At 51.9% G+C, this 22,607-nt stretch carries 25 protein-coding genes; 6 read left to right on the top strand and 19 right to left on the bottom strand.

The annotated features are described in order from the left end of the window. Positions 1 to 3 precede the first annotated feature (3 nt). Positions 4 to 1,632, bottom strand: coding sequence for an MDR family MFS transporter (locus tag KJS63_RS22035; protein WP_280520842.1), 1,629 nt, complete (start codon positions 1,630 to 1,632; stop codon positions 4 to 6). A 31-nt stretch (positions 1,633 to 1,663) separates the two neighbouring features. Continuing rightward, positions 1,664 to 2,038 (bottom strand): MarR family winged helix-turn-helix transcriptional regulator, encoded by a 375-nt coding sequence (locus KJS63_RS22030; protein ID WP_244862726.1) that lies wholly within the window; start codon positions 2,036 to 2,038, stop codon positions 1,664 to 1,666. Between the two features lie 282 nt (positions 2,039 to 2,320). Between KJS63_RS22030 and KJS63_RS22025 the strand changes: the two genes are divergently transcribed. Genes KJS63_RS22025 through nagA form a run of 3 tightly spaced genes read left to right on the top strand, consistent with a single transcriptional unit; the run spans position 2,321 to position 5,096 of the window. After that, positions 2,321 to 3,172: a MurR/RpiR family transcriptional regulator gene (locus KJS63_RS22025; protein WP_244862731.1), complete on the top strand. Its 852-nt coding sequence runs from the start codon at positions 2,321 to 2,323 to the stop codon at positions 3,170 to 3,172. A gap of 20 nt (positions 3,173 to 3,192) precedes the next feature. Further along, positions 3,193 to 3,924, top strand: a complete 732-nt coding sequence (gene nagB / locus KJS63_RS22020; protein ID WP_213621078.1) for a glucosamine-6-phosphate deaminase — start codon at positions 3,193 to 3,195, stop codon at positions 3,922 to 3,924. Next, positions 3,921 to 5,096, top strand: coding sequence for an N-acetylglucosamine-6-phosphate deacetylase (gene nagA / locus KJS63_RS22015; RefSeq protein WP_213621077.1), 1,176 nt, complete (start codon positions 3,921 to 3,923; stop codon positions 5,094 to 5,096). Before nagB ends, nagA begins: the two co-directional genes overlap by 4 nt. Before the next feature lie 100 nt (positions 5,097 to 5,196). Here the strand turns inward: nagA and KJS63_RS22010 are convergent, their stop codons facing one another. Then, positions 5,197 to 6,495: a YhcN/YlaJ family sporulation lipoprotein gene (locus tag KJS63_RS22010; RefSeq protein ID WP_213621076.1), complete on the bottom strand. Its 1,299-nt coding sequence runs from the start codon at positions 6,493 to 6,495 to the stop codon at positions 5,197 to 5,199. 250 nt (positions 6,496 to 6,745) lie between these two features. Between KJS63_RS22010 and KJS63_RS22005 the strand changes: the two genes are divergently transcribed. Further along, positions 6,746 to 7,816: a glycosyltransferase family 4 protein gene (locus tag KJS63_RS22005; protein ID WP_213621075.1), complete on the top strand. Its 1,071-nt coding sequence runs from the start codon at positions 6,746 to 6,748 to the stop codon at positions 7,814 to 7,816. 75 nt (positions 7,817 to 7,891) lie between these two features. On the opposite strand, the gene KJS63_RS22000 is transcribed toward KJS63_RS22005, so the two are convergent. After that, positions 7,892 to 8,239, bottom strand: coding sequence for a hypothetical protein (locus KJS63_RS22000; RefSeq protein WP_213621074.1), 348 nt, complete (start codon positions 8,237 to 8,239; stop codon positions 7,892 to 7,894). Between the two features lie 177 nt (positions 8,240 to 8,416). Here KJS63_RS22000 and KJS63_RS21995 point away from each other — a divergent pair, with 177 nt between their 5' ends. Further along, on the top strand, positions 8,417 to 9,634 hold the full coding sequence (locus KJS63_RS21995) for a glycosyltransferase family 4 protein (RefSeq protein ID WP_213621073.1): 1,218 nt from the start codon (positions 8,417 to 8,419) through the stop codon (positions 9,632 to 9,634). Positions 9,635 to 9,646: 12 nt separating this feature from the next. Beyond that, positions 9,647 to 9,811: a hypothetical protein gene (locus KJS63_RS21990; protein ID WP_157692489.1), complete on the top strand. Its 165-nt coding sequence runs from the start codon at positions 9,647 to 9,649 to the stop codon at positions 9,809 to 9,811. A 110-nt stretch (positions 9,812 to 9,921) separates the two neighbouring features. Here the strand turns inward: KJS63_RS21990 and KJS63_RS21985 are convergent, their stop codons facing one another. The 15 genes from KJS63_RS21985 to KJS63_RS21915 form a co-directional block, all read right to left on the bottom strand. Beyond that, entirely contained in the window at positions 9,922 to 10,956 is a 1,035-nt protein-coding gene (locus KJS63_RS21985) for a glycosyltransferase family 4 protein (RefSeq protein ID WP_213621072.1), read from the bottom strand. After that, entirely contained in the window at positions 10,953 to 11,675 is a 723-nt protein-coding gene (locus tag KJS63_RS21980; RefSeq protein ID WP_213621071.1) for a glycosyltransferase, read from the bottom strand. The genes KJS63_RS21985 and KJS63_RS21980 overlap by 4 nt, the downstream gene beginning before the upstream one ends. Positions 11,676 to 11,711: 36 nt before the next feature. Beyond that, a complete protein-coding gene (locus KJS63_RS21975; protein ID WP_213621070.1) occupies positions 11,712 to 12,299 on the bottom strand; it encodes a class I SAM-dependent methyltransferase in 588 nt (195 codons plus the stop codon). 52 nt (positions 12,300 to 12,351) lie between these two features. Next, a complete protein-coding gene (locus KJS63_RS21970; RefSeq protein WP_213621069.1) occupies positions 12,352 to 13,068 on the bottom strand; it encodes a glycosyltransferase in 717 nt (238 codons plus the stop codon). Between the two features lie 7 nt (positions 13,069 to 13,075). Continuing rightward, a complete protein-coding gene (locus tag KJS63_RS21965) occupies positions 13,076 to 13,978 on the bottom strand; it encodes an NAD-dependent epimerase/dehydratase family protein (protein ID WP_213621068.1) in 903 nt (300 codons plus the stop codon). After that, positions 13,965 to 14,801: a dTDP-4-dehydrorhamnose reductase family protein gene (locus KJS63_RS21960; protein ID WP_068620037.1), complete on the bottom strand. Its 837-nt coding sequence runs from the start codon at positions 14,799 to 14,801 to the stop codon at positions 13,965 to 13,967. The genes KJS63_RS21965 and KJS63_RS21960 overlap by 14 nt, the downstream gene beginning before the upstream one ends. Then, positions 14,798 to 15,784, bottom strand: coding sequence for a polysaccharide biosynthesis protein (locus tag KJS63_RS21955; RefSeq protein ID WP_068620038.1), 987 nt, complete (start codon positions 15,782 to 15,784; stop codon positions 14,798 to 14,800). The genes KJS63_RS21960 and KJS63_RS21955 overlap by 4 nt, the downstream gene beginning before the upstream one ends. After that, positions 15,774 to 16,868: a non-hydrolyzing UDP-N-acetylglucosamine 2-epimerase gene (gene wecB / locus KJS63_RS21950; RefSeq protein WP_068620039.1), complete on the bottom strand. Its 1,095-nt coding sequence runs from the start codon at positions 16,866 to 16,868 to the stop codon at positions 15,774 to 15,776. The genes KJS63_RS21955 and wecB overlap by 11 nt, the downstream gene beginning before the upstream one ends. Positions 16,869 to 16,992: 124 nt before the next feature. Continuing rightward, positions 16,993 to 18,471: a glycosyltransferase family 4 protein gene (locus KJS63_RS21945; RefSeq protein WP_213621067.1), complete on the bottom strand. Its 1,479-nt coding sequence runs from the start codon at positions 18,469 to 18,471 to the stop codon at positions 16,993 to 16,995. Between the two features lie 59 nt (positions 18,472 to 18,530). Beyond that, positions 18,531 to 19,667, bottom strand: a complete 1,137-nt coding sequence (locus KJS63_RS21940) for a CgeB family protein (RefSeq protein WP_213621066.1) — start codon at positions 19,665 to 19,667, stop codon at positions 18,531 to 18,533. A gap of 53 nt (positions 19,668 to 19,720) precedes the next feature. Beyond that, positions 19,721 to 20,815: a CgeB family protein gene (locus tag KJS63_RS21935; RefSeq protein ID WP_213621065.1), complete on the bottom strand. Its 1,095-nt coding sequence runs from the start codon at positions 20,813 to 20,815 to the stop codon at positions 19,721 to 19,723. Positions 20,816 to 21,205: 390 nt separating this feature from the next. Continuing rightward, complete coding sequence (locus tag KJS63_RS21930; RefSeq protein ID WP_082926989.1) at positions 21,206 to 21,583, bottom strand: FliH/SctL family protein; 378 nt, start codon at positions 21,581 to 21,583, stop codon at positions 21,206 to 21,208. After that, positions 21,478 to 21,888 carry a hypothetical protein gene (locus KJS63_RS21925; RefSeq protein ID WP_213621064.1) on the bottom strand — a complete coding sequence of 137 codons (411 nt, stop codon included), beginning with the start codon at positions 21,886 to 21,888 and terminating at the stop codon, positions 21,478 to 21,480. Before KJS63_RS21925 ends, KJS63_RS21930 begins: the two co-directional genes overlap by 106 nt. Beyond that, positions 21,885 to 22,238, bottom strand: a complete 354-nt coding sequence (locus tag KJS63_RS21920; RefSeq protein WP_213621063.1) for an alpha-helical endospore appendage domain-containing protein — start codon at positions 22,236 to 22,238, stop codon at positions 21,885 to 21,887. Before KJS63_RS21920 ends, KJS63_RS21925 begins: the two co-directional genes overlap by 4 nt. A gap of 24 nt (positions 22,239 to 22,262) precedes the next feature. Next, positions 22,263 to 22,550: a nucleoside-diphosphate sugar epimerase gene (locus KJS63_RS21915; protein ID WP_089153569.1), complete on the bottom strand. Its 288-nt coding sequence runs from the start codon at positions 22,548 to 22,550 to the stop codon at positions 22,263 to 22,265. Between the last annotated feature and the right edge of the window lie 57 nt (positions 22,551 to 22,607).

The raw sequence follows: 22,607 nt of genomic DNA, 5'->3' as shown, positions 1-22,607 counted from the left end.
ATCCTATTGCTCTAAAGCAGCTTCGGCACCGGCCTCGCCGCCGGGTTTCTTTTTGCCTGCATCCGTCAATTTGATCTTTTTCATAAACACAGCAACAACTACGCCCGCCAGTACGAAGAACAAACCATAAAGGAATACGCTGTGCAGCGATTCAACGAGCGCATTCTTCAATATAGGGTTTACCGTTTCCATCAGCTGGGCAGGGATGGCCTTCTGCATCTCCGGAGACTGTACCGCAGAATAGATCTGCTGAGGATTGTGCGCAATCATCTCATTGAATTTGTCCGCCAGCGGCTTCGCCTGCTCAGGCAGCTGATTAAGCAGCGGCGTCAAATCCTTGGACAGAATGCTGCCTGATCTGTTATTCATAATAGCTCCAAGCAGCGTCATACCGAACGTCCCCCCGATGGAACGGAAGAACTGGGACGAGGACGTTACAACGCCGAGCTGGGATTTCGGGAAGCTCTCCTGAAGCGCCAGAGTCAGGATCGGCATCACAAGCCCCATGCCAAGACCAATGACCACCATATAGGAGGTCGCTAACAACTGACTGGTATCGATGGACAGCGTGGTCAGCAGATAGAAGCCGGCAGACATGATCAGCATGCCTAGGATAATCTGCAGCTTCACACCAAGCGTGTATACAAGCCGGCCGCCAAATACACTGGTCAGAATCATGGCGACCATCATCGGAGTCATAATCGTTCCTGACTGAGTCGCACTGACCCCTACCACCCACTGCATAAAGAGCGGTACGAACATAATCGCACCGAACATTCCAATGGACATGAAGAAGCCGATTCCATTCAGCATGGTAAAGGTGCCATTCTTGAAGAGGGACACCGGCAGAATCGGGTCCTCCGTTCTGGATTCGATGATAACAAAAGCCGTAAGTGAGACCAAGGCCACCACAAACATCGTAATAATCTGCCAGGAGCCCCATTCATACTTCTCTCCACCGAAACTTAATGCAAGCAGAAGGGCAACCACACCGATGACCATGGTAAGTGTACCCGGGATATCGATTTTGACAGGTCCTTTATTGATATGCTTCGGCAGACCCTTGGCGATAAAGATGACTGCCAATATGCCAACGGGCAGATTGATATAGAACACCCAGGTCCAGTTCCAGGCATCGACAATCCAACCGCCAATCTGCGGCCCCAGCACGGATGACAGACCATACAAGGCTCCGAAGATCCCCTGCCACTTGGCACGCTCTTTACCTGTAAATAAATCCCCGATAATGATCATGGCCATCGGCATCATAATACCGCCGCCAAGACCCTGTATCGCACGGAAAATAATCAATTGTGTCATATTGCCAGACATTCCGCAAAGCGCGGACCCAGCCATGAAGATAATAAGTCCAGTCATGTATACTACACGACGGCCAAACAAATCCGCAAGCTTGCCTGCCAGCGGAACGACTGTGGTCGAGGTAAGCAGATATGCCGTGGTTAACCAGGTAATCAGGGACAAGCCGCCCAGATCCTTCACGATGGTTGGCATCGCCGTTCCCACTATAGTTCCATCCAATGCTGCGAACAGCATGGCAATAATTAACCCGGTAATCAGAAGCTTTCTCTTTCCCGCATCTTGATCCGGTGCATGAGCTAAATGTTCACTCACAGTAGTTTCCTCCTCAATAGATCAGACTTCCCTAAGTTGTTGTTTCCGGCTTGGCCGGCTTTTCGATAACCGCAAATTTCTCAAAGATTCCGACAAGAGTATCGAGCTCACGAGCGTCCAAATGCGAGAAATAATATTTGATAATTTCACGCGACTTCTTCTTCGCCTCCTTGAGCACCTCTCCGCCCTCCGGTGTCACCGAGACAAGCACCGCTCTCCGGTCATGCTCGTCATGCCGGCGCTCTACATATCCGCTCTGCACCAAGCGGTCGATCATGACCGTAATGGCACTAGGTTTCACCTCCAGCTTCTCAGCCAGGTAAGAGATATTGCAGGATTTCTCCTTGGAAATCAAGCCGAGCATATGAAACTGGGGCCCTGTCAACCCTAGCTCCCGATGCACCATAATCTCAGACTCCATTTTACGAATGGTGTTCTTCCAGGCCGCCTCAATTCTATCGATATACCGATCGTAATCCAGGGGATTTCACCTCACTTAATCAGATTCTCGCTAAGTATTTAAACAGTTTATTATTTAACTCATGAAAATATACTACCATCCCTGGATTATGTCAATACTTATGCTGGATTTCCTTGAATTTAAGGTGAAAATGGTATATCATCATATCGAAATAATTTTCATTATTTACTTTGTAATAATCAAAATAATTTTCGGCAGGTGAGGCTTATCCAATCTCCCATCCTTCATGCTTTGAAACAGAATTTAAATACACTGCCCCCTCAGGAAAGACGTCTTGGTGAGAAGATTCTGGAATCTCCCTCTTCTGTAATTCACCTGGGTATCACGGAGCTGGCCCGGATGTGCAGCATCAGCCCTTCAACCATCACAAGATTCTGCAAATCGTTTCATTTCAAGGGTTTCCCTGATTTTAAAATGAAGCTTGCGGGTGAGCTGGCACTGAAGCATGCCGATAACGCCTATCAGGACGTCATTGCAGGCAATGCGCTTCACAAAGTGGTCCAGGCGATTGAGGCTAATCATATTGCTTCCATTACAGACACAACCCGGCTGCTCGATATGGAGCTGATTGAACGTGCGGTCGTTGCCCTCTGCAGCGCGGGCCGAATCGACCTGTACGGGGCGGCTACCTCATCTATTGTGGCCCAGGACTTCTATCAGAAGCTGGTCCGTATCGGAAAGAACAGCACAGCATTTGCAGATTCTCATATGCAGATCACATCCGCTTCAAGCTTAGGCCCCGGGGATGTGGCTCTGGCTCTGTCCTACTCGGGAGAAACCTCCGAGACCATCAGCGCGCTGCGCTGCGCCAAGGACAGCGGGGCATTTACCATATCGCTCACCCAGTATGGCAGCAGCACGCTGGCTTCCCTGGCAGATATATCGTTGTTCTCGTCTTCACTTGAAAAAGGGATGCGGCGGGGCGACATGGCTTCACGGATTGCCCAGCTTCATATTGTCGATATTCTCTTCATGGGTATGGTGAGCAGAGAATTCGAGGATTACATTCCGAGGCTGGAAAGCTCCTATCAGAATGTACGGAAATACCGTACCAATTAATTTAAGGGGGATTTATATCTATGCTGAACATTATCAAAGTATCCAATGAGGAACAATTCAATGAGGTTGGAGCAGGTATTATCGCCGGACTCCTTCAAACCAATCCGCGCGCAATCCTTGGCTTAGCAACCGGGAGCACACCCGTAGGCGTATATGCCCACCTGATTGAACTGTACAAAAAAGGCTTGGTCAGCTTCGCTCAGGCGACAAGTTATAACCTGGACGAGTACATCGGCCTGGCTTCAGACCATCCGGAGAGCTATCGCCGCTTTATGAATGAGAAGCTGTTTAACCATGTGGATATCGATCTTCGCAATACTTATGTTCCAGACGGTACTGCCTCCAATCCGGAACAGGCTGCACAGGAATATACCCGTATGCTGGACGCAGCCGGACGTATTGACCTGCAATTTCTTGGGATCGGTCATAACGGTCATATCGGCTTCAACGAACCGGCTGACGAGCTGCATGCCACTACACATGTGGTTGCACTGAAAGAAGACACACGGCAGGCTAATGCCCGCTTCTTCAACTCTATTGACGAAGTCCCTACCCATGCGATGACCATGGGGATTGCCTCGATTCTGAAATCCAAACAAATCCTTCTCATGGCCAAGGGGGAGAGCAAAGCCGAGGTTCTTGCCCGGGCACTGACTGGCCCGCTGACAACCCAGTGTCCTGCTTCTCTGCTGCAGACCCATCCGAATGTTGTTATTGTTGTTGACCAAGCAGCGGGAGGCATGCTGAAATGAGCAGAACCTTTCAACTTATTCACGGTCAAGTCGTAACGCCGAGAGGAATCATCCAAGACGGTGCAGTAACCGTTATTGATGGAGTTATTACCTATGTCGGTTCAACCACGGGAATGCCCTCAGGGACATCAGCTGCTGGTGAAGTAATCGACGCCAAAGGCGCTTACGTTCTCCCTGGCTTTATTGATGTCCATGTGCATGGCGGGATGAAAGAAGACTTCACCGATGCGACCCAGGAGTCACTGGATACCATCACGAAGTTCCACTCCACCCAAGGAACCACCGCGATGCTGGCCACAACCATGACCACGCCGAAGGCTGTTCTTGACCGTGTCCTCGCAGAGGTGAACACTTACATCTCCAAGGACATGCCTTACGCTCAGCTTGAAGGTGTTCATCTGGAAGGACCGTTCATCAGTCCAAAATGGCCTGGCGCGCAGAATCCCGAGCATATTGTACCTCCGAACAAGGACTGGATCGAAGCTTGGGAGAATCAGTATCCAGGACTGATCAAGCAGGTTACTTTCGCACCGGAGCGTGAGGGCTCCCATGATCTGATCCGCTACCTGCGCAGCAAAGGCATTGTAGCGGCGGCAGGCCATACGGATGCGACCTATGATGAAATCATGTCCGCCGTAGAAGTGGGCCTGCACCACTCTGTGCATATGTTCAATGCCATGACTCCGCTTCATCACCGTAAACCGGGTACAGCCGGAGCAATCTTAAGCACGCCAAAAATGAGCGCAGAAATTATTGCCGACGGCATTCACGTGCACCCTGCGGCAATCTCAATTATTGCCCAGCTCAAGCAGGATGAGAATTTCATCCTTATTACCGATGCCATGTCGGCAGCGGGCCTCGGTAACGGGGAGTACATGCTGGGAGATCTTCCTGTGGTGGTTAAAGATAATGTATGTACACTTAAGGAAAGTGAAGGAACCCTGGCAGGCAGTACGCTTACCATGATTCGCGGCTTCCGCTATCTCGTACAGCAGGTCGGGCTCAGCATCGAGTATGTTTCTGCAATGGCCAGCGGCAATCCAGCCAAGCTGCTTCGGATTGAGCACCGCACAGGTACAATTGAGACCGGCAAGCAAGCGGATCTGCTGCTCGTTGAGCAGGATAACCTGGAGCTGCAGAAGGTTTGGATTAAAGGACGTCTAAACGTCTAAGCTTATTAATATAGAGGGACTGAAGCCAGAAGGATCATTTGATCCCGACGCTTCAGTCCCTTTTGTAATATTTATGGGAGTTTTGAGAAATGCTATGAGCCTAGCGGGTAACCCCACCGGAATAACCATTGCTTGTGTTAGTCCGGTTCATCGTTCCGGTTCCAGTTCCGTTGGTATTTCGCGGTGTTGGAGTATATCCGCTCGGCCCGGTCATGGTACCGGTACGTGCCGGGAAGATACGCTGAATCAGCGAGCTGAACTCACTCTCCACTCCGGTAAGAAGCTTTCCACCCTTGGATTGAGTGGCATAACTGCTTACGCGGGACACGAATTCCGGATGACCGGAAATGTGCACATTTTGGATGTGCGGAGCGGAAGCCTTCACCTTAGCGGTAATCTGATCCTTCAGAGATTGAGGGATATTGTCCAAGGCTCCGGTACCATTCGTTCCATAGCTCCCGGCAGTTCCATAAGTTCCGTTGGTTCCGTAGCCATTTGTGGCATTTGTGCTGTTAGTTCCATACGTCCCGTAACCATTCATGCCTGTTCCATATGGAGTATAGGGACCATAAGTACCGTAGCTTCCATATCCGCCGGACAATCCAAAGCTTCCATCTGTGCCCCGCAGGCTGTTGGTGCTGTAGATATGAGCACCGGTATATCCTGGATGGGTTGTGCTCATTCCCGTTCCGTTGCCTGTGCCGTTTGCAGCGCCTGTTCCAGTGCTGCTCATAATATTCCCGTTCATCCCTGTTCCAGCCGTACCGTAATTTCCAATACCTGTCCCGTGACCATAGCCAGTGCCTGCTGAAGATCTTGTTCCCGTACCGCCTCCATAAGAGTAATACGAGTTCCCTGAGATCCCGCCGTTCATACCGCCATAGTAGCCGGTGCCAAGGTTAGTTCCCGCTCCTCTGCCGTCAGCGCCGTAGGTGCCGTACGTGCGTGTCCCACCGGTTCCATTCGTTCCGTAAGTGCCACCACGCGCCGCATCCATTAGGCTTCCGGCCACACCGGATCTACCAATCCCATGTCCAAGACCGTCACCACCCGTACGGGTTCCTGCCGCTCCTGGAGCAACACTCTTCGCACGGTAGCCAGTACCTGAAGTGCCATGAGGTCCATGCAGGGTAACGGCCACGTAGGCATCACGGTCAGTCACTAGAACCTGTGCGGTTCTAATCTGGCTGAGATGGCTAACTTTATTACTCAGCTGCGGGCTGTATTTCAGCCCCATGACCCGGGTGTTCTGTCTTGCGTTTAGATCATATCTGTTCCCGTTATTGGCATTTTGGGTACGGAAATTGTTGGTGTTATTCTTGCCGCACCCTGTTATTCCAACCATACTTGCAAGCAGGGCAGCAGATAACGTTAAGCTGACGACCTTTGCTCCACGCATGAATTCATCCCCCATCATCGTAATAATAAAATGACTAACACGAATTAGAATGCGCCCTGCTGATTCCCTGTATTCAGTTAAGATTTAGCAGGCAGACGGCCCGCTTAAGCGTTATGTGCACCCACACCATCAATCATAGGCTTTCATACCATATTCTAAGATGGTGAATGGCATGTTCTAATGCAAGTTCGTTGTCAAGTTCAGTCAGCCACACCAAACCCAACTACCTCTCGTGGAAGGTGAGACCACCTTGAAAATTTTGTTCACATTTTATGTCCCGAGCGGCGGAGTAGAAACCTTAAATAGGCTGCGCTGCGAGACCCTGCGTAAACATGGTGTTGAAGGGCATATACTCTATACAAGCCCGGGCTCGGGGCTGCAAAATATTACGGATACCCCGACTTACGTCACCAATTATGATGAGGATATTTCTCAAATCCTCGCAGCCAACCAGTTTGACGCTGCTATTGTCACATCCGATTACTTAATGACGGAAAGGCTTCGGCGCCTGCAGTTTCAGGGCCCTGTCATTTTTGAAGCTCAAGGTTTTGGAACTATGGAACAAGCGCATACTTTGGTTCAGGATGCCGTCACTTATCTCAAATCTTATTGTCAGGCCGTTCTCCTTCCTCCCACATCCCACCTGATTGGATTATTCAACCACTTCTGTCCCTGGCTCCGTCAGTTCATCTTTATGAATATGGTTGATACTCAAATTTTCCGGCATCGGGAAGCTGAACTATCGTTGAATCCAATCCTGGGTTGGGTAGGCAGGCTGGAGAAGAATAAAAATTGGGTGGAGTTTCTTAATATTGCAAGCAAGCTAACCCAACTGATTCCCAACCTGCAAATCCGCATGCTGACGGACGAGACACTCGCAGCCCCTCAGGAGAGACAGGATTTCAAAGATCGGGTCAATACCTTGAATCTGGTCAGCCGGCTTCAGACGATCTCCAATGTGCCTCATTCTCAAATGCCATACCAATATTCCATGATTGCCGATTCAGGCGGCTTCCTTCTCTCCACCTCGCTTGTTGAAGGTTTTGGTTATGCGGTAGGGGAAGCCATCGCCTGCGGCTGCCCTGTTGTAAGCACAGATTCAGATGGCGTCAGAGCGTTCATTAAACATAATCAGACCGGCAAATTCTACAGCCAGGGGAATATTGAACAAGCTGTTCAAGAAAGTATGGATATTATGCTTAATTTTCCACTGCGTCAGCAAATCTGTCAGCAGGGAGTGCGTCTGATCCAGGAAGCTTTTTCACCATCGGCTTATGCAAGCTCCTTCATTCAGATGATGAACGCCCTGGATGTGAGTTAACATAGTCTTGAATTAGAGCCAAGGTGCAACTTGGAACAAAGAAAAACAGGGTACCTCTCAGGTATCCTGTTTGATTTAATCGGCTACTTTTTGTAGTTGAAATTCACTTAGCACTCCGATGACCAAGCCCTGCTCATTCTTCAAATAGAGACGGACAACACAATGACCTGGTATGAAACGGTTTGTAATAATTCTCAGCATTAGAGGATCGTGATAAATTCCGATATTCTGAATACATATGCTTCCGTCAGGCAAGTTTGCAGGACCAATGCGGTACAAAAACTTGAATTGTTCACTGTCCGTGCCCCTCCCGTCCACATAAACTTCGTATGGCTGGCCTCCCGAGTTGGCTATCACAATATCCATCAAGTGAATTTCTGCCTGCAGAAAATATCGGTTGATCGTTAACGTGTAGTAAGCCACAAACCCTCCCCCTTTATGACAGTATATGAGGGGAGCGACTCTCAGTTTGTACCCTAGCGGATGAGGGGCTTAAAGCTTAAAGGCATTGTGCCCTTTTTACACGTATTTCCGTACCTCGGTAGAGTCCGTACATAACATATACTATGATACCCATCAAGTGCGAGAGGAGGATTCACTGTGAAAATACTGCTCGTGACCTACTGGTGGCTGACAAGTGTGGGCGGCATCCGCACCTATATGAATCAACTCGCAGAGCGCCTTCGGACACACGGGCATGAAGTGGATTTGATGGGGACGGACCTTGCTACAAATACCGTCTATGTTGCGGGACAAGAGCGCAGGTTCGCCAAGGATACCGTCCTCCCCTTAATCCGGCGCAACCTGGCAGGGGCGCCACTCCCTGCGCTTCAGGCATGCCCGCAGGCCATGGCGATCGAAAGCGACCGGTATGCCTTCGAGATGGGGGCCGCTGTTCTTGGCGTCAACCAGTATGATCTCATCCATGCCCAAGACCCGATTGCCGCTCTCTGCATCCGGAGAATTCTACGGCGTAACATCCCGCTTATTGTGAGCTTCCACGGGTCATTGGCCAGAGAAGGCTATTACGATTCGCGTTCGGTTCACCCGAATCTCACTTGGGCTGAGTTCCGTTCCGGAACCTACGGAAAGCACTACAGCTCACTGGAATATCTGGGTGCAGAAGCAGCGGATCTTGTTCTGGTAAGCTCAGGCTGGATCAAGGGGATCATTATGGAATCGGGAATCCCGGAACACAAGATCCGCCAGGTTCCTTACGGAGTTGATGTGCAAGCATTTCTGTTGCAATCCGCCGTGGAATTCCCGAAGCCGAAGCCGCCGGGTAAGCGGTTAATCATGTATACCGGAAGGGTCGAATATGTCAAAGGGGTTCATATTCTAATTGAAGCACTCGGTCAGCTGCGTCAGGCGCGTTCGGACTGGATATGCTGGATTATTGGTGACGGAACCCTGCTGCCCCAGCTTCAGCATCGGAGCATGGAACTCGGTCTGAACCAGGATGTCGAATTCCTGGGGAGAATCGACAACATCCCCTCCGCACTAAAGAAAGCCGACATCTATGTCCAGCCGAGCCTGCAGGATACGCAGCCCTTCTCCCTTACGGAGGCCCAGCTTGCCGGTGTGGCCTGCATTGCTGCAAACGCGACTGGAATGCCGGAAATGATTCAGGAAGGAGTCACAGGACGGCTCTTTGCACCAGAGAATCCAGGGTCCTTGGCAGACGGTTTGAACCTTCTCCTGAACAGCAGCCATGAACGCCGGCATCTCGGACTTAAGGCCAAACGATGGGTGGCGGCACACCGGACATTGGATCAGATGTATCAAGGAACATGGAAGGTCTATCAAGAGTTGATATAAGGGGGATGGGAAATGGAACTCAAGGTGCCGAGCGACCTGTACAATGCCTGGTTTATATACCCAGGAGGATCCTCTGGAACGATGGTCGATTATTTTATATTAAATACAGTTGCGGAGAACCTGCCTGAAGGCTACTTAATTCCAGATGCCAAAGTTATGAGCTGGATCGAGGGGTAATCCCTATGAGGTGCTGCACCAGAACAGAATCAGGCATTCCAATAGAGAAAAGGCTATCCGACATCCCGGATAGCCTTTTTCCTGACTTCAACGATGGGCTGCCGCCGCTTTTAGCCCCATAACATTTCAAAGACTGCTTTCTCAAAAGCGGAGACACTTCGTTCCCATGTATATTTATAAGACACCCGTTCTCCTTCTGCGGCCAAAGACTGACGGAGAACCGGATCTTCAATTAAGCGGATTATATCTGAAGCCAGCCGATTCTCATACCGGTAAGACATCAGGCAGTTCCGTTCATGAACTCCATACTTCACATTTCCGCCTGAGTAAACAGTGACGAGCGCCGCCCCGCAGCGCATCGCTTCGAGCCCGGGCAGTGAACCGGCATCATAGGTGCCCGAGCTCACAAAAATATCAGTGTGATTATAATGATAGCGCAGCTCCACATCATTTGCCGGAGTAAGAATCCGGTATCTTCCGGTATCCCGCAGTCCCTGCAGATTAGGAGATTCGTGAAATTCCTTGGGCGGACAGATCAGATTCACAATAACCTCCGGATGTCTTTCCTGAACCAGATTAAGCTGGGAGATCAGATAATCCTGCTCCCGGTGCCAAGAGAACTCACTTTCAATCCTTCTCAGGATAGCTGATATATTCAGCGGCTCGGCAATCTCTTCACGGATGTTCAAGTTCTGAAAGTAAGGGCTGACACCGATCGGAACAACATGGCCTTTGATCCCATGCAGAAGCTGGATCAGGTCCTGCTGCCATTCCGAGAGCACCATCAGCTTGTCGGTCACATGATAGGTTGGAAACGATAAGTGGTTATCATAGAGAAAAGCGGGCTCATAACAGAGAGACAGGCGCATATGAACCCCTTTCCCCTGTCTGCTGGCGGCTTCAGCAGGGGCTACTGTGGTGTAGAAATTGGACACAATAACGTCGCCGTACGGGAAATCATCCCCATACAGATCCATATTAGGGGTCTGTATAATTCGTGAGTGGACCTCGTATTCCACAATCCCCTGACGGGGCATCAGAATGGTGACCTCGTGGCCCTTACCAACTAATCCGTTCGTAATCTCAGCCAGCATCCGCTGGGCCCCGCCATGGCACAGCGTTACAATCGGAAACGTGAATCTCATCGGATTCCCCTCTCCTTTGCAATCAAGGTTCGCAGAATATCCCCGTACTTGGCCTGAATCACCAGCATATCCTGCTGAATTTCATCCCAGTGGTTGAGCGTGCCCATCGTCCCATGCACACGGTACTCCAGAAGACACTCATTCAGATAATGAAACTCAAAAAACTGCAGCAGCCTCAGCCATAAATCATAATCATGTGTATACCGCCGGTTCTCATCAAACAGGCCGATGCGCTCAAATACGTACATATGAACCATGACACTGCAGCCATTAATAGGACAGCCGCTCAGCAGGGTCTCATAGAAATGGCTTTTGCCCGCGAATTCGACATGTACCTCTCCTGTCCGTCCGCCTCCCGCATCAATATAATAATAGGCGGTGTGGCTCGCAACGGAACCTGCCCGGTTCATGAAAGCCAGCTGCCGTTCAATTTTCTCCGGCACGTAGCGGTCATCCGCACTCAGCCAGGCGAAGTATTGCCCCGTGGCTTTGGTAATACCATAATTTAAAGCGCTGGCCGTACCCCCGTTAGGCTTATAGTAATAACGAATGGCATCTTTATAAGGCTCAAGCAGATGCTGGTACTCGGTTGATCCATCATCCACAACGATAATCTCTATATTGTCATAAGTTTGGGCTAGTGCGCTGGCAATGGCCTGATCTATATACTCACAGTTGTAAAACGGGATGACGATCGACACTTTAGGCTTATCAGTCATGTCATGCACCACTTCTTTCCGGCATTGATTTGCAGCTCACCCGGCACTGCGAATAAGCTTCCAGGCGAAGATTGCATCTACGGGCGGATGATCAGAGCCAAAGGCCTCGACAAATGAAGGATTCTCTGCATGGTGAAAGTTTTTGAACACCTTAACGTTATAACCAAGCCCCAGAAATTCCTCGCTCTCCCACCCGCTGTAATGGGTCTGATATTGCTCCCCGCTAAGTCCGTAATTATCCACACCCTGCTGGGGGAAGAACCCCCGCGGCGTGAATACGATAACCTGATCTCTCGCAATCGTCTCCGCGTCCTTCAGCAGCTGAAGCCCTTCCTCCTTAGTAAAATGCTCCAGAGAGTCAATCAGCGTTACAGCAGAAAGCGAGCGCGGGATAAACAGCTCCCTGGCACGTCTGGCATCGGCATGGATGGGGATGGCCCGCCTCGGAAGATGCACGAGGTGCTCCAAATACGGGCGGTGCACATCCATACCTATAATAATCTTGCTGTCGTACTGCTCCCAGAGGACCCCGATACCACAGCCGATATCCAGTACGCTGTCGGCAAACTTCAGCCGTTCCCGGAGAGCGGGTATAAAGCTCGATTCTTCAGTCTCTTCATACATAATCATTCCCCTCCAGCCTTGTTCGTCTCTAAGGAATGGTGATCCCTGAAGGCTAAGCAGGCATATGGGCGGCCAGGTTTCTGAGCGGTTCCGAATAACGCGAGCGCACGGCCTCTATCTCACCGGCGATCACTGAGCTGTGCCGGACCGTACCCATTGCCGAGTGCCATCTGTAGGCAGTCAGGTTCTCATTCAGATAAGAAAGGGTGTATCCCCTTAATACCGCCCTCATCCAGTACTCGTAATCATGGGTATACGGCAGGCCCTCATCGAACAGCCCAAGCTGGTCGAATACATCCCGGCGGATCATGACTGTGCATCCGTTAACAGGGTTGCTGTCCAGAAAGCTGCGGCACAAGGCAGCCGGGCTCAGAGGGTCTCCACCCGCCGCATGCCTAGTCACCACGCCGCTTTTGTTAATATAGTTAAAATTCGTATAGGAAATCGGAGCCCCAATCTGCTGCATGAACTGAACTTGATGCTTCACTTTATTCTTGTAAAACAAATCATCAGAGCTAAGCCAGGCCACATATTCCCCTGAAGCATGCCGGATGCCGTGATTTAGCGCTGTGGCTGTCCCGCCATTCGCCTTACCGAGATAATACACCTTCTTCTCATAAGGCTTAATCAACCTGGCATATTTCGTCGATCCGTCATCCACTACGATAATTTCGGTGTTGTCATAGGTTTGCTGAACGGCACTCTTAATGGCCTCTGCAATATAAGGACAGTTATAGAAGGGGATGATAATAGTTACTTTAGGATTCATGACCGGCTTAGCCCCTCTCTGCCCGAAAATATTCAAGTATATCTGCAAGCGACTGCTCCCAGGTATAAGCCGGCTGCCAACCCAGCTGACGGAGGTGCTCAGGCTGAATAACCCTGCCGCCCCCATTTGCCGGAGCATCTCCAACCTCAAGCTGGATATCCCCCTGGGTCAAAGCCATCAGACCCTTAGCTACATCCCCTAACCTGCGTTCCACTCCGGAACATACGGGGGTCACGCTCCCCGTCCTGCCTTTCAGAAGCAGCAGTTCATATGCGGCAACCGCGTCACGGACATCCAGGAAATCTCTCTGCTCTTCGGCTGAGGATAAGCGGAAAACCTCCTGACTCTCCCCTCTCTCCCCCCGGGCAATATATCTGGCTAGCAGCGCACATATGCCTGTTGACGGGCCGGGACCAATCAAGTTGCCCGGCTCAGCAGCAAGCACGTCCTGCCCAAACAGCTTCCCCCATGCCAAAGAGGCTATCTCCTGCACAGACTTGCTCAGGGCATAGGGATGTGTTGGCATCAATTCACCGTGCAGCTCAAACTTAAGCCGGGAGCTGGCGACAAGCACCCGGCTGCCATGGGCAAATTCGCGGAGTGCCTCCAGAAGATAGATGGTGCCCATAATGTTGCTCTCCATGTACAACAGCGGCTGGGCCCATGACTCCGGCACGGAATTCTTACCAGCCAGATGAAGCACATATTTCGGCACAGTCCGTTCGATCAGGGTGCGAATCTGACCTTTGTCGGTCAGATCACAGGTGGCATATTCCACTCCGGGCTCCTGCCTCATCTGAGGCCCCCGCGACACCGCAATGACCCGGTACCCCCTGTCTGCAAAATACCGGCAGGCATGACGGCCGGTGAACCCGGCCGCGCCCGTAATTAACACACTATTTGGACTCATAATGTTTCATCCATTCTGCTAGCTCCCGCAGCATGACCGGATAAGCGGGCAGCTTAAATTTAACGTCAGGGCGTGTGGATACCAGTGTACGATCAAGTACCGGCTCATCATAAGGGACAACCGTCACGTCCGATTTGCCCCAGGCCATCTTGAACATCTGAAGCAGTTCATACTTGCTGACGATATCCGGATGGGCGAGATGGATAAGACCGGAAAGCTCTGAATCTAAGGATTGGTCAATCACCTTGGCCAGTTCCAGGGTAGTGACCCCATTCCAGAAGACACGCTCATAACCCGATACCTCTCCTTCCTGACTGAGAAACCATTCCAGAAGGCCAATCCCGCCGGAGCGGATTTCGGGCCCGATAATGGAAGTCCGGATCGTCAGGTGACCGGCCTCACGGATCTCGCCGAGCGCCTTGGTGATCGCATACATGGAGGTTCCATCGGGCACATCCTCCTCCCGGTATCTTCCCCGGGTGCCAAGGAACACGCAATCCGTGCTGATATGGATCAGTCTGGCACCTATGCCATCTGCGGCGCGGCGAAGTCTGTGCGGCAGAAAGCCGTTAACATGATAAGCCCCGATTTTATCCTCTTCTGCTGACTGGTTTAGCACACCCACTGCATTAATTATGACATCGGGATGCACAATTTCCACTGCCTTCTCGAGGGTGGCAGGGTCATTTACATCAACAACCAGACTCTCCGGGTTACGTGGATCCCGGGTTGTATGGAACACCTGATGAACGCCCTGCTCTTTGAAGTAGCGAACCAGCAGGTGACCGGCCATCCCGTTTCCGCCAAATATGAGCAGTTTCATGACAGGAAGCCTCCCCGGATGAGGATGTCTTTAATCTCCTCTTTGGTCATAAGATTCTTCTCGGAGCTGAAGCTGGAGAAGGAGACAAGCGGGGCGTGCTGATAGAACTCCTTGAGATTCGGGATATTCAGCGTAGGCAGAATAACCAGGTATTCCTCATCATAGACAACCGTAGTCTTGCTTTCGAAATCACTCATCAGAATTTCATGAATTTTCTCACCAGGACGGGTTCCGGTCTCTATAATTTCGACATCCTCCCTGCCTGAAGCCTCAATCAGCACCTCGGCGAGATCCACAATCCGGCATGTTGGCATCGTCATGACAAAGATCTCCCCGCCAATGCTCTCAACCGAAGCTTTGAAGAGGAGCTTAATCGCATCCGGCAGAGTGAGGAAGAAGCGGGTCATGTTAAAGTCTGTAATCCGCACCTGCCCTTTCTGTTCAATCTGGTTCATGAACAAATGAACAACGCTTCCGTTCGTCCCCAGAACGTTGCCGCCCCGGACGCAGACGAACTTCGTGCGTGTTGGAAGAAGATTCGCATATACAATGAGCTTCTCCCCGATCGCCTTTGTCATCCCGTAAAAGTTGGACGGGTTGGCCGCCTTATCTGTTGAAATATAGATGACTTTCTTGACCTCGTTATCAATCGCCGCGTCAATCACATTCTGTGTTCCGATCACATTTGTCTTGAGTGCTTCATAAGGCTGATCCTCACATACTGGAACATGCTTCAGTGCAGCCAAATGAAATACGTAATCCACATTTTTGCAGGCAGCCGTCAGCGCTTCCTTGTCTCTAATGTCTCCGATCCGGAACGTCAGGCGGTCGTCTTCGAATGCGCGGCTCATGGCAACCTGGGTGGACTCGCTGCGGGAGTAAATGATGATCTCTTTGGGCTGCTGCGGGAGCAGCTGTCTGATCAGCTCATACCCCCAGGAGCCGGTGCCTCCGGTTACCAATATCACTTGATTATTGAACATTGCGTTTCCCTCCAAGCAAGAATTTAACTACCTTCTCCGAAACATGATCCGCCAGGTAGCCATCCGGGCATTCCCAACTGCGGTCCATCTCGGTCATCAGCCGGACAGATGCCTCAATACGCTCCGCGTCCAATCCCGAGATAATATTGCTTCCGCAGTCCACCGTCTCCGGCCGTTCCGTTGTCTTCCGCAGCGTGACCGTCGGAACATGCATGATGCAGCATTCCTCCTGTACGGTCCCGCTGTCCGTCAATGCGCAGAGCGTATGGCGCTCCAGATGAACAAAGTCGAAGAAGCCGAACGGCTCATGGAATTCTACAAGCGGGTTCATCTGCAGCGGGAAATCTTGGGCAATGCGGGATTTCGTGCGGGGATGCAGGCTGCAGATCAGCCGCCGGCCGTAAGCTTCGGCCACCCGGTTAAGTCCCTTCATAATTTCCAGCAGATGCTCCGGCCGGTCCACATTCTCAGCCCGGTGTGTCGTCACCAGGAAGTAGCTCTCCGGCTCCAGATCCAGTTTCTTCAATATATCGCTGGAGAGGATCTGCTCCTCGTAATGCTTCATGACTTCGTAAATCGGATTTCCGGTCAGCACAATCCGGTTGCTGGGTACACCCTCCTGGACAAGGTGCCGCTTGCTCTGCTCAGTATATGGCATGTTGATAGAGGAGATCGCATCAATCACCTTACGGTTCTTCTCCTCGGGAACATCCAGATCAAAGCACCGGTTGCCCGCCTCCATATGCACGACCGGAATACCCATGCGTTCCGCCAGGATAGCGCAGAGCGCACTGTTGGTGTCTCCGAGCAGCAGCACCTTATCGGGCTTCTCCTTCTCCAGGATCGCCTCCGCCTGAAGAAACATGGCGGAGAGCTGGCCTCCAAGGGAAGCCTGCCGTTCCTGCAGCACATAATCAGGAGGACGCAGACCGAGCTGGGTGAAGAAGATATCGCTTAGACCGTAAGTGAAGTTCTGACCCGTATGGACCAGTACATGCTTATCCGCATACCGGTCGAGCAGCGGAATAATCAGACTCAGCCTTATGATTTCAGGACGTGTTCCCAAAATCGTCATGATCCTCATGTGCTCAACTCCTTCTTTGTGTATTCTTTCGGGCCTGGCTTATTCAGCCAGGCCCATTGTCTTGCGATTCTCCCTCGGCTGGGGGCGAATTTACACCGCCCTCCTAAGCCTCCCTGTTGGAGCCTTAGCGTGCCTTAGCCCGGCGCCGACGCAGATTGGCCCGGCGGGCACGCCGAACACCAGCCGTCCGGCGGCGCTTTCCGCTTCTCCGCCCGGCCCCGACTCCCCCGCCTTTGCTGGCGCGTCTAAGGTGGCGCCCAAATTTGCGGCGCCGGCCTTTTCGTCTTTTGCCCCTAGCCACACTTTTCTTTAGGGGCTGGGCATCCGCGGACTGGGGGTGAGCTGGCGGGGCTTGGGCAAGTGATACAACAGGCAAGCAGATCAATCCCTCTTCCCCTTCCTGAAGGTGGACCCGCTCCGGCTGCACATTTGACCAGCGGATCAGCCACTGTCTAATCCTCTCCTCATAGGCTGCAGAGCCGAACACCTCATGGACCCGCTGAAGATTAAGCGCAGCTGTCTGAGCAAGCTCGCCGGGGTCATCCAGGAGCATACCAACCTTGGCCGCCAAGTCCGCGAAGTCCCCACATTCCGCCAGATAATGTCCAGAGCCTGCCATCTCCAGAATTTCGCGGAGTCCGCCCGAAGCGTAAGCCGCCACCGGCTTGCCGTACACCATAGCCTCAAGGGCCGTCAGGCCGAAGCCCTCAGGAACAAGACTAGGTACTACCACAATATCCATGGCACTATAAGCGGCCTCCACAGACTCCTCAAATGCGACAAAGGTGAACCGGGTACGGTACTCGGAAGCATTTACCTTGGAAAGACAGAGTGCGTAGTAATCTTTGTTGATGATTCTGCCGATCACCAGAAATCTTGCGTTGCGGTGGGTGGAGCAGATCATGAGTGCCATATCTATAAAATGGTCAAGCCCTTTTTCTTGAGTTAAAAATGAAGAGATGTATCCCACTAGCCGGTCATCCGGGTGAAGCCCCAATTCCATGCGCTTCTCCTCCCGGATCTGAGGCCAGCTATCTTGATGGACGGATTCCGGATTCCAGGAGGGAAACAACAGGCTGATCCTCTCCTCAGCCCCGGTGCCACGGAATGCAGAGATGGAAGCCTCCGAAATCCCGATAATCCACTGGCTGTATCTGCTGATCAATTCGACCGACAGCGGGGTGAACTCGTTAACCACCATCGCTTCCGTGATGCTCCAAATCACCGGGATTCCCAGCGACGAGGCCGCTAAAGCGGGCAGGATATTGACGCAGGTGTTCGTAAGAACGTAATCCGGCGACTCGGTCCGGATCATCTCGGCTAGAGTCTGGCAGGCCAGACTGCTGCGCAGCCGGTCTGCCTCCTTGTGAAGATGGGCTGCCGGCGTGTACATTTCATGCAAAAGCGGGTACGACCGTACAATCACCGCCAGCCCCTGGCTCCTTGCCTGCCTGGTCAATTGGCCCTCCTGCGGAGCGACCAGAGTACAATTGAAGTGCACTGACAACTTACGGCACAGGAACAGGAGCAGCTTCTCAGCTCCGGTAATACTCCGTGTATTGCTGACATGAGAGAACAGCAGCAGCTTTGCTTTACTCCCCATCTCTAGGTCCTCCTCCCAAGTTAATGAAGAGAACATTTCACCTCCGTAGTCCGGCTTGTTTATCCGAAGATTACGGTGAACATTTCATTAATCCGGTGGGCATACGTGTGCTCCGAATAAGTTCTCTCCAGCGCCCGGAGTGCAATGTCCCGCCGTTCCTTCTCATGGGTTAAATAAAAATCCACCTTCTCGAGCAATTCCTGAGGAGACTCATACGTCTCAATCTCAACTCCCGGTGTATAGAACCGGGCCAGATCAGCACGCTGGTCAATTAACTGAAGAGTACCGCTGGCCGCAATTTCGAATGTCCGGGGATTCGGTGAATCCGCATGAAGACGGATGGCATTGTTATTCACCGTATCGTCTTCATGAGAGCGGTGAAGGTTGATCACAATCTTAGAACCGCTGTACACCTCGGCTGTTTCACGCGGCCCCATCCATTTGCCAAGCTCTATACGGTCCGCATACTGCGCATATTCAGGCAGACGGTCCCACCAGATTCCGTTAATTCCAAGTCCACGCTCCATCAGACTTCCGATGATCGGACTCAAGAAATTGACCCGGTTCCAGTATGCCGACCCGATAAAACTGATTTCACGACGGATCGCAGACATGGTTCTTACCGGCTTGTAATGCTCGGTAAATGCGCCAAAAGGAAGATAATGTACGTTCGCGCAGCCAATTTGCTGATAGAACGAGATACAATTCAGCTCTAAAGTGAATACATAATCATAATGGGGTGCCAGATGGACGGTAATATCCGTGTAATAAGGGTCATCCGTCAGCCACACCGCCGTTCTGATTCCCATGGCCCGCACTGCAGCCACTTCCTCTGCCCTGAGCTCCATTCCGTCCAAGGCAAGCACCAGATCGGGACGGTGCTGGTCCGCCAGGGTGGCAACCGGCTGATGCGGATCTGTCAGAATCACTTCGGCGGTTAAAGTACGGAGAGTTGTGATGACCGCTTCATCAATGGGGGAGTAGGGATATCCCTTGCCAGAGGACACATACAGCACCCGGATGTTTCTTAAAGGAAAAGAGGCACGGTGCCGGTTGACGATGACATCCGCCCGACCGCGCAGATAACCTTCATCGTACCCGTCCTGCAGTCCGGCCGCTCTTCCACGGTTTCTTGCGTCCGCGCCAAGATCGGGCGGCACACGGAAAGCTGCGGTTTTTACCCGTTTTCTCAACATGTCTTCACTCCTAAGCTATTAATGTACGGCGGTCAGCCTCAGTTACATTGCCTTTAGGCCTTTGAAACCGCGGCAAGCAGCCTGCTGATCCGGTCTCTATAGGTGTGGTATTTGCGGGTGGTTAAGAGAGAACGCCAGGCCACGGCCACCCGCTCCTGTTCATTCTCCAGATAGTAGGCAATCTTCTCTTGAAGCTCCGCTGTACTCGAGAACGTTTCAATATCGTAGCCAGGCCGGTAATAGTCTGTAAGATCCTCCCGGACATCCGTAATCTGCAAGGTGCCACAGGCGCTGATCTCATAGGTTCGGGGATTGATGGAGCTGCCGGCCAGCCACCTGCTGTTGCGGTTGTCCTGTCCCGGCTCGGTGGGCCTGTGAAGATTGATTACAATTTTGGCGCCGTTGTAATAGCGCGCTGTCTCTTCAGGAGCTATCCACCCGCTGCGGATAAAAGACGAGAGCTTCTGGCCTTCGTGAAGCCGCTCCCAGAAGCCACCCGCAATAAACACCTTTTTGCCCTGTAGGAAGGAAGCCATCTCATCAAACAGAGCTGCGCGGTTCCAAAAGGCGTTGCCGATAAAGCAAATATCATACTGATACTGCTCTCCTACCTGCTGAGGAAGGTACAGTTCCGGCCCGGCGGCCAGCGGAAGATAGTGAACCCGCGTGCATCCAAGCTCCCTGTACAGTTGAACCCCGGTCAGCTCATGCGTAAATACCTCATCATAATGGGGAGCCAGGAGGGCGGTATCATCGGAGAAATACGGATCATCCACAAACCATACCGCCACCTTGATGCCCCTGGCCCGGATCTGGTCCACATGCTGCGTATGCTCCGGCGGAAAGACATGCAGCCCGTTCATGACCAACACCAGGTCCGGCTGCATAGACATGGCTTTCTCCAGCATCCCGCCGGGAAGGGACACCTCCAGCTCCGCTGCGGACTCTTTGAGTGCGGCAATAATGCTCTGATCAATCGCATCGAATCCTTGGGGCACGTACAGTACCCGAAGGTTGAATAGGTCTGGTGGCTGAACCGGAATACGTCCAAGTACAGCCTGACACCCCCCAAAGCGGTAACCTTCCCGGTAACCCGGGAGATAGCCGTCACGCTGCTCCGCTTGCAACAGAGTACTCACGGCATTCATCCTATCTGTCTTGGTTTAATGATCCCTATACATATATGCACCGGGGGTACGTGCATCATGGACGGTTATCCGTACAAGCGAAAATTTGGCGAATAACCAAAAAACTATATAAAATGAACTTATGAAGCTTAACCTTTTGAGGTGCTGCGATGCCGAGTGTTCTTACGACCGCTGTTGTCTCCGAAATCCTTGAAATTTATATCCAGTGGTGCATTTCGGAGACAAAGGCGGGCGCTCCGCTTCTTCAGAATCACTCGGCCTCTCCGCTGAGAGAGGTTAATTCTAAAGTTCCTTTTATATAGAAATAAAAAAAAGACCAAACCAGAGCCCGAGGCTCAAGTTCAGTCCTTATTTCACACCTTTAATAACCAACCAGCCTGTTACCACCCCTTACCGGCGGGGATCACTGTAGGCCAGCTTATGCCCGTCCTCGAATCCTTGGGCAAAGCCCGCATTAAATCCCTCCTGATAAGTCTCGCTGTACCCCTGCTGGTATTCCGCGGCAGGATTTGCGGGGACCGCTTCCTGAACCGGCTCGACCTGAGGAAGCGCGGCAAGCTTGCGCCCGAGCTGCTTCTTGCGCGAAGAGAGCCGGCGTCCAAGGGATTTACGCCGAAGCGGTCCGCGGCCGGTTCTCCGCCCGGCAGATCTCGCCGGACGGGCTAGAGCCCTCCGTCTGCCCAGCTTTCGTGTACGAACCCTGATCTTTCTGGAGACAAGCAGCCTTCTCCTGCGGCGGGCTGCAGGCCGTCTAATTTTGATTGCCATTCGTTCTCCTCCTGTTCTCCCCGGGCTGCAAATGCTGGAAGGTCTAAACTAGGGTTAATCCATGGCATTGTAGGAGTTCCATAATATTGGCGATTCAGCCTGATACCGGTCAGCATCCCGGCCATCGCACTTTGATAATTCGTAAGCACTCTTATATTCTCACACAGCTGTTTGGATGCAGTCTCGGATTGTTCGGTGACATCCGCGATGCTGTCCAGAATCCGGGCAATGGCTGCCTGGCTCTTGGCCAGAGATTGAACAAGCTGGAGCTTGATTTCATGCTCGGATGCGGCACCAATTATCATTTGCCCATCTCTCCGAGATCAAAGCCTCCACCCCCGCCGAACATGCTCCCCATGTCATTCGAACCGCCCGAGTCCCCTTCATCTGTGGTAAGAACAGCCTTTAGATTGCTGCTGAGTCCAGTCTGCAGCTTGGTCAGTCCCTCAAGCACCTCAACGATCTGCTCATGTACCGAAAGCGGATCAGATACCTGCTTCTCATGCTCGTCAAAACTGTGGCCATGCAAGTGGTTCAGCGTCCAATTGCGGATCTTCTCCGCTTCCACCGCTTTGGCCTCCAGCATCATAGCGACGTTCCACTGTATTTTGGACGATGCATCAAGCATATTCAAATAGGCCTGATTTCTACTCATCTTCTCAACCCCGCTTCAGTCATCCTATTCCTCATCCTGGCCATTCATCTCTTTCATCAGTATGCCAAGGCTCTCTGCCATAGCTTCCTGAAGATCGGCTATCGCATTTAAATAAGACACCACGTTCTTGTTTACCCGCCCCGCATTCTCCATCAGCCCATCTATTCCGTCAAAAGACGGCTCGGTATCCGGCAGATCATGGATGATTTGAGCCATCCGGACAGCCACCTGCCTCTCAGCATCTATAACCCGTGCCATCTGTTGATGGGAGTGAGACATATGAAGGATGAGTTCCGTGATTTTCTGCTCCACTCTGCTTCCTCCCTGTCCGGCTGCAGCCGAAGCCGCCCGGCGTCCTTTTCTTATTCC

The sequence above is a fragment of the Paenibacillus sp. J22TS3 genome (genome assembly GCF_018403205.1).
Classification (GTDB): Bacteria; Bacillota; Bacilli; order Paenibacillales; family Paenibacillaceae; genus Fontibacillus; species Fontibacillus tuaregi.
The sequence above is the reverse complement of the archived record's forward strand: the minus strand, read 5'-3'. Positions and strand labels throughout refer to the sequence as shown.

Excerpts from the sequence above, each read along its gene's own strand:
- KJS63_RS21955 (WP_068620038.1), bottom strand. The coding sequence starts at position 15,784 with ATGTTCAATAATCAAGTGATATTGGTAACCGGAGGCACCGGCTCCTGG.
- KJS63_RS21935 (WP_213621065.1), bottom strand. The coding sequence starts at position 20,815 with ATGAATGCCGTGAGTACTCTGTTGCAAGCGGAGCAGCGTGACGGCTAT.
- nagB (WP_213621078.1), top strand. The coding sequence starts at position 3,193 with ATGCTGAACATTATCAAAGTATCCAATGAGGAACAATTCAATGAGGTT.
- KJS63_RS21940 (WP_213621066.1), bottom strand. The coding sequence starts at position 19,667 with ATGTTGAGAAAACGGGTAAAAACCGCAGCTTTCCGTGTGCCGCCCGAT.
- KJS63_RS21960 (WP_068620037.1), bottom strand. The coding sequence starts at position 14,801 with ATGAAACTGCTCATATTTGGCGGAAACGGGATGGCCGGTCACCTGCTG.
- KJS63_RS21975 (WP_213621070.1), bottom strand. The coding sequence starts at position 12,299 with ATGTATGAAGAGACTGAAGAATCGAGCTTTATACCCGCTCTCCGGGAA.
- KJS63_RS22010 (WP_213621076.1), bottom strand. The coding sequence starts at position 6,495 with ATGCGTGGAGCAAAGGTCGTCAGCTTAACGTTATCTGCTGCCCTGCTT.
- KJS63_RS21965 (WP_213621068.1), bottom strand. The coding sequence starts at position 13,978 with ATGAGTCCAAATAGTGTGTTAATTACGGGCGCGGCCGGGTTCACCGGC.
- KJS63_RS21970 (WP_213621069.1), bottom strand. The coding sequence starts at position 13,068 with ATGAATCCTAAAGTAACTATTATCATCCCCTTCTATAACTGTCCTTAT.
- KJS63_RS21930 (WP_082926989.1), bottom strand. The coding sequence starts at position 21,583 with ATGGCAATCAAAATTAGACGGCCTGCAGCCCGCCGCAGGAGAAGGCTG.
- KJS63_RS21925 (WP_213621064.1), bottom strand. The coding sequence starts at position 21,888 with ATGATAATTGGTGCCGCATCCGAGCATGAAATCAAGCTCCAGCTTGTT.
- KJS63_RS21985 (WP_213621072.1), bottom strand. The coding sequence starts at position 10,956 with ATGAGATTCACGTTTCCGATTGTAACGCTGTGCCATGGCGGGGCCCAG.
- KJS63_RS21990 (WP_157692489.1), top strand. The coding sequence starts at position 9,647 with ATGGAACTCAAGGTGCCGAGCGACCTGTACAATGCCTGGTTTATATAC.
- KJS63_RS21980 (WP_213621071.1), bottom strand. The coding sequence starts at position 11,675 with ATGACTGATAAGCCTAAAGTGTCGATCGTCATCCCGTTTTACAACTGT.
- KJS63_RS22030 (WP_244862726.1), bottom strand. The coding sequence starts at position 2,038 with ATGGTGCATCGGGAGCTAGGGTTGACAGGGCCCCAGTTTCATATGCTC.
- nagA (WP_213621077.1), top strand. The coding sequence starts at position 3,921 with ATGAGCAGAACCTTTCAACTTATTCACGGTCAAGTCGTAACGCCGAGA.
- KJS63_RS21945 (WP_213621067.1), bottom strand. The coding sequence starts at position 18,471 with ATGGGGAGTAAAGCAAAGCTGCTGCTGTTCTCTCATGTCAGCAATACA.
- KJS63_RS21920 (WP_213621063.1), bottom strand. The coding sequence starts at position 22,238 with ATGAGTAGAAATCAGGCCTATTTGAATATGCTTGATGCATCGTCCAAA.
- wecB (WP_068620039.1), bottom strand. The coding sequence starts at position 16,868 with ATGAGGATCATGACGATTTTGGGAACACGTCCTGAAATCATAAGGCTG.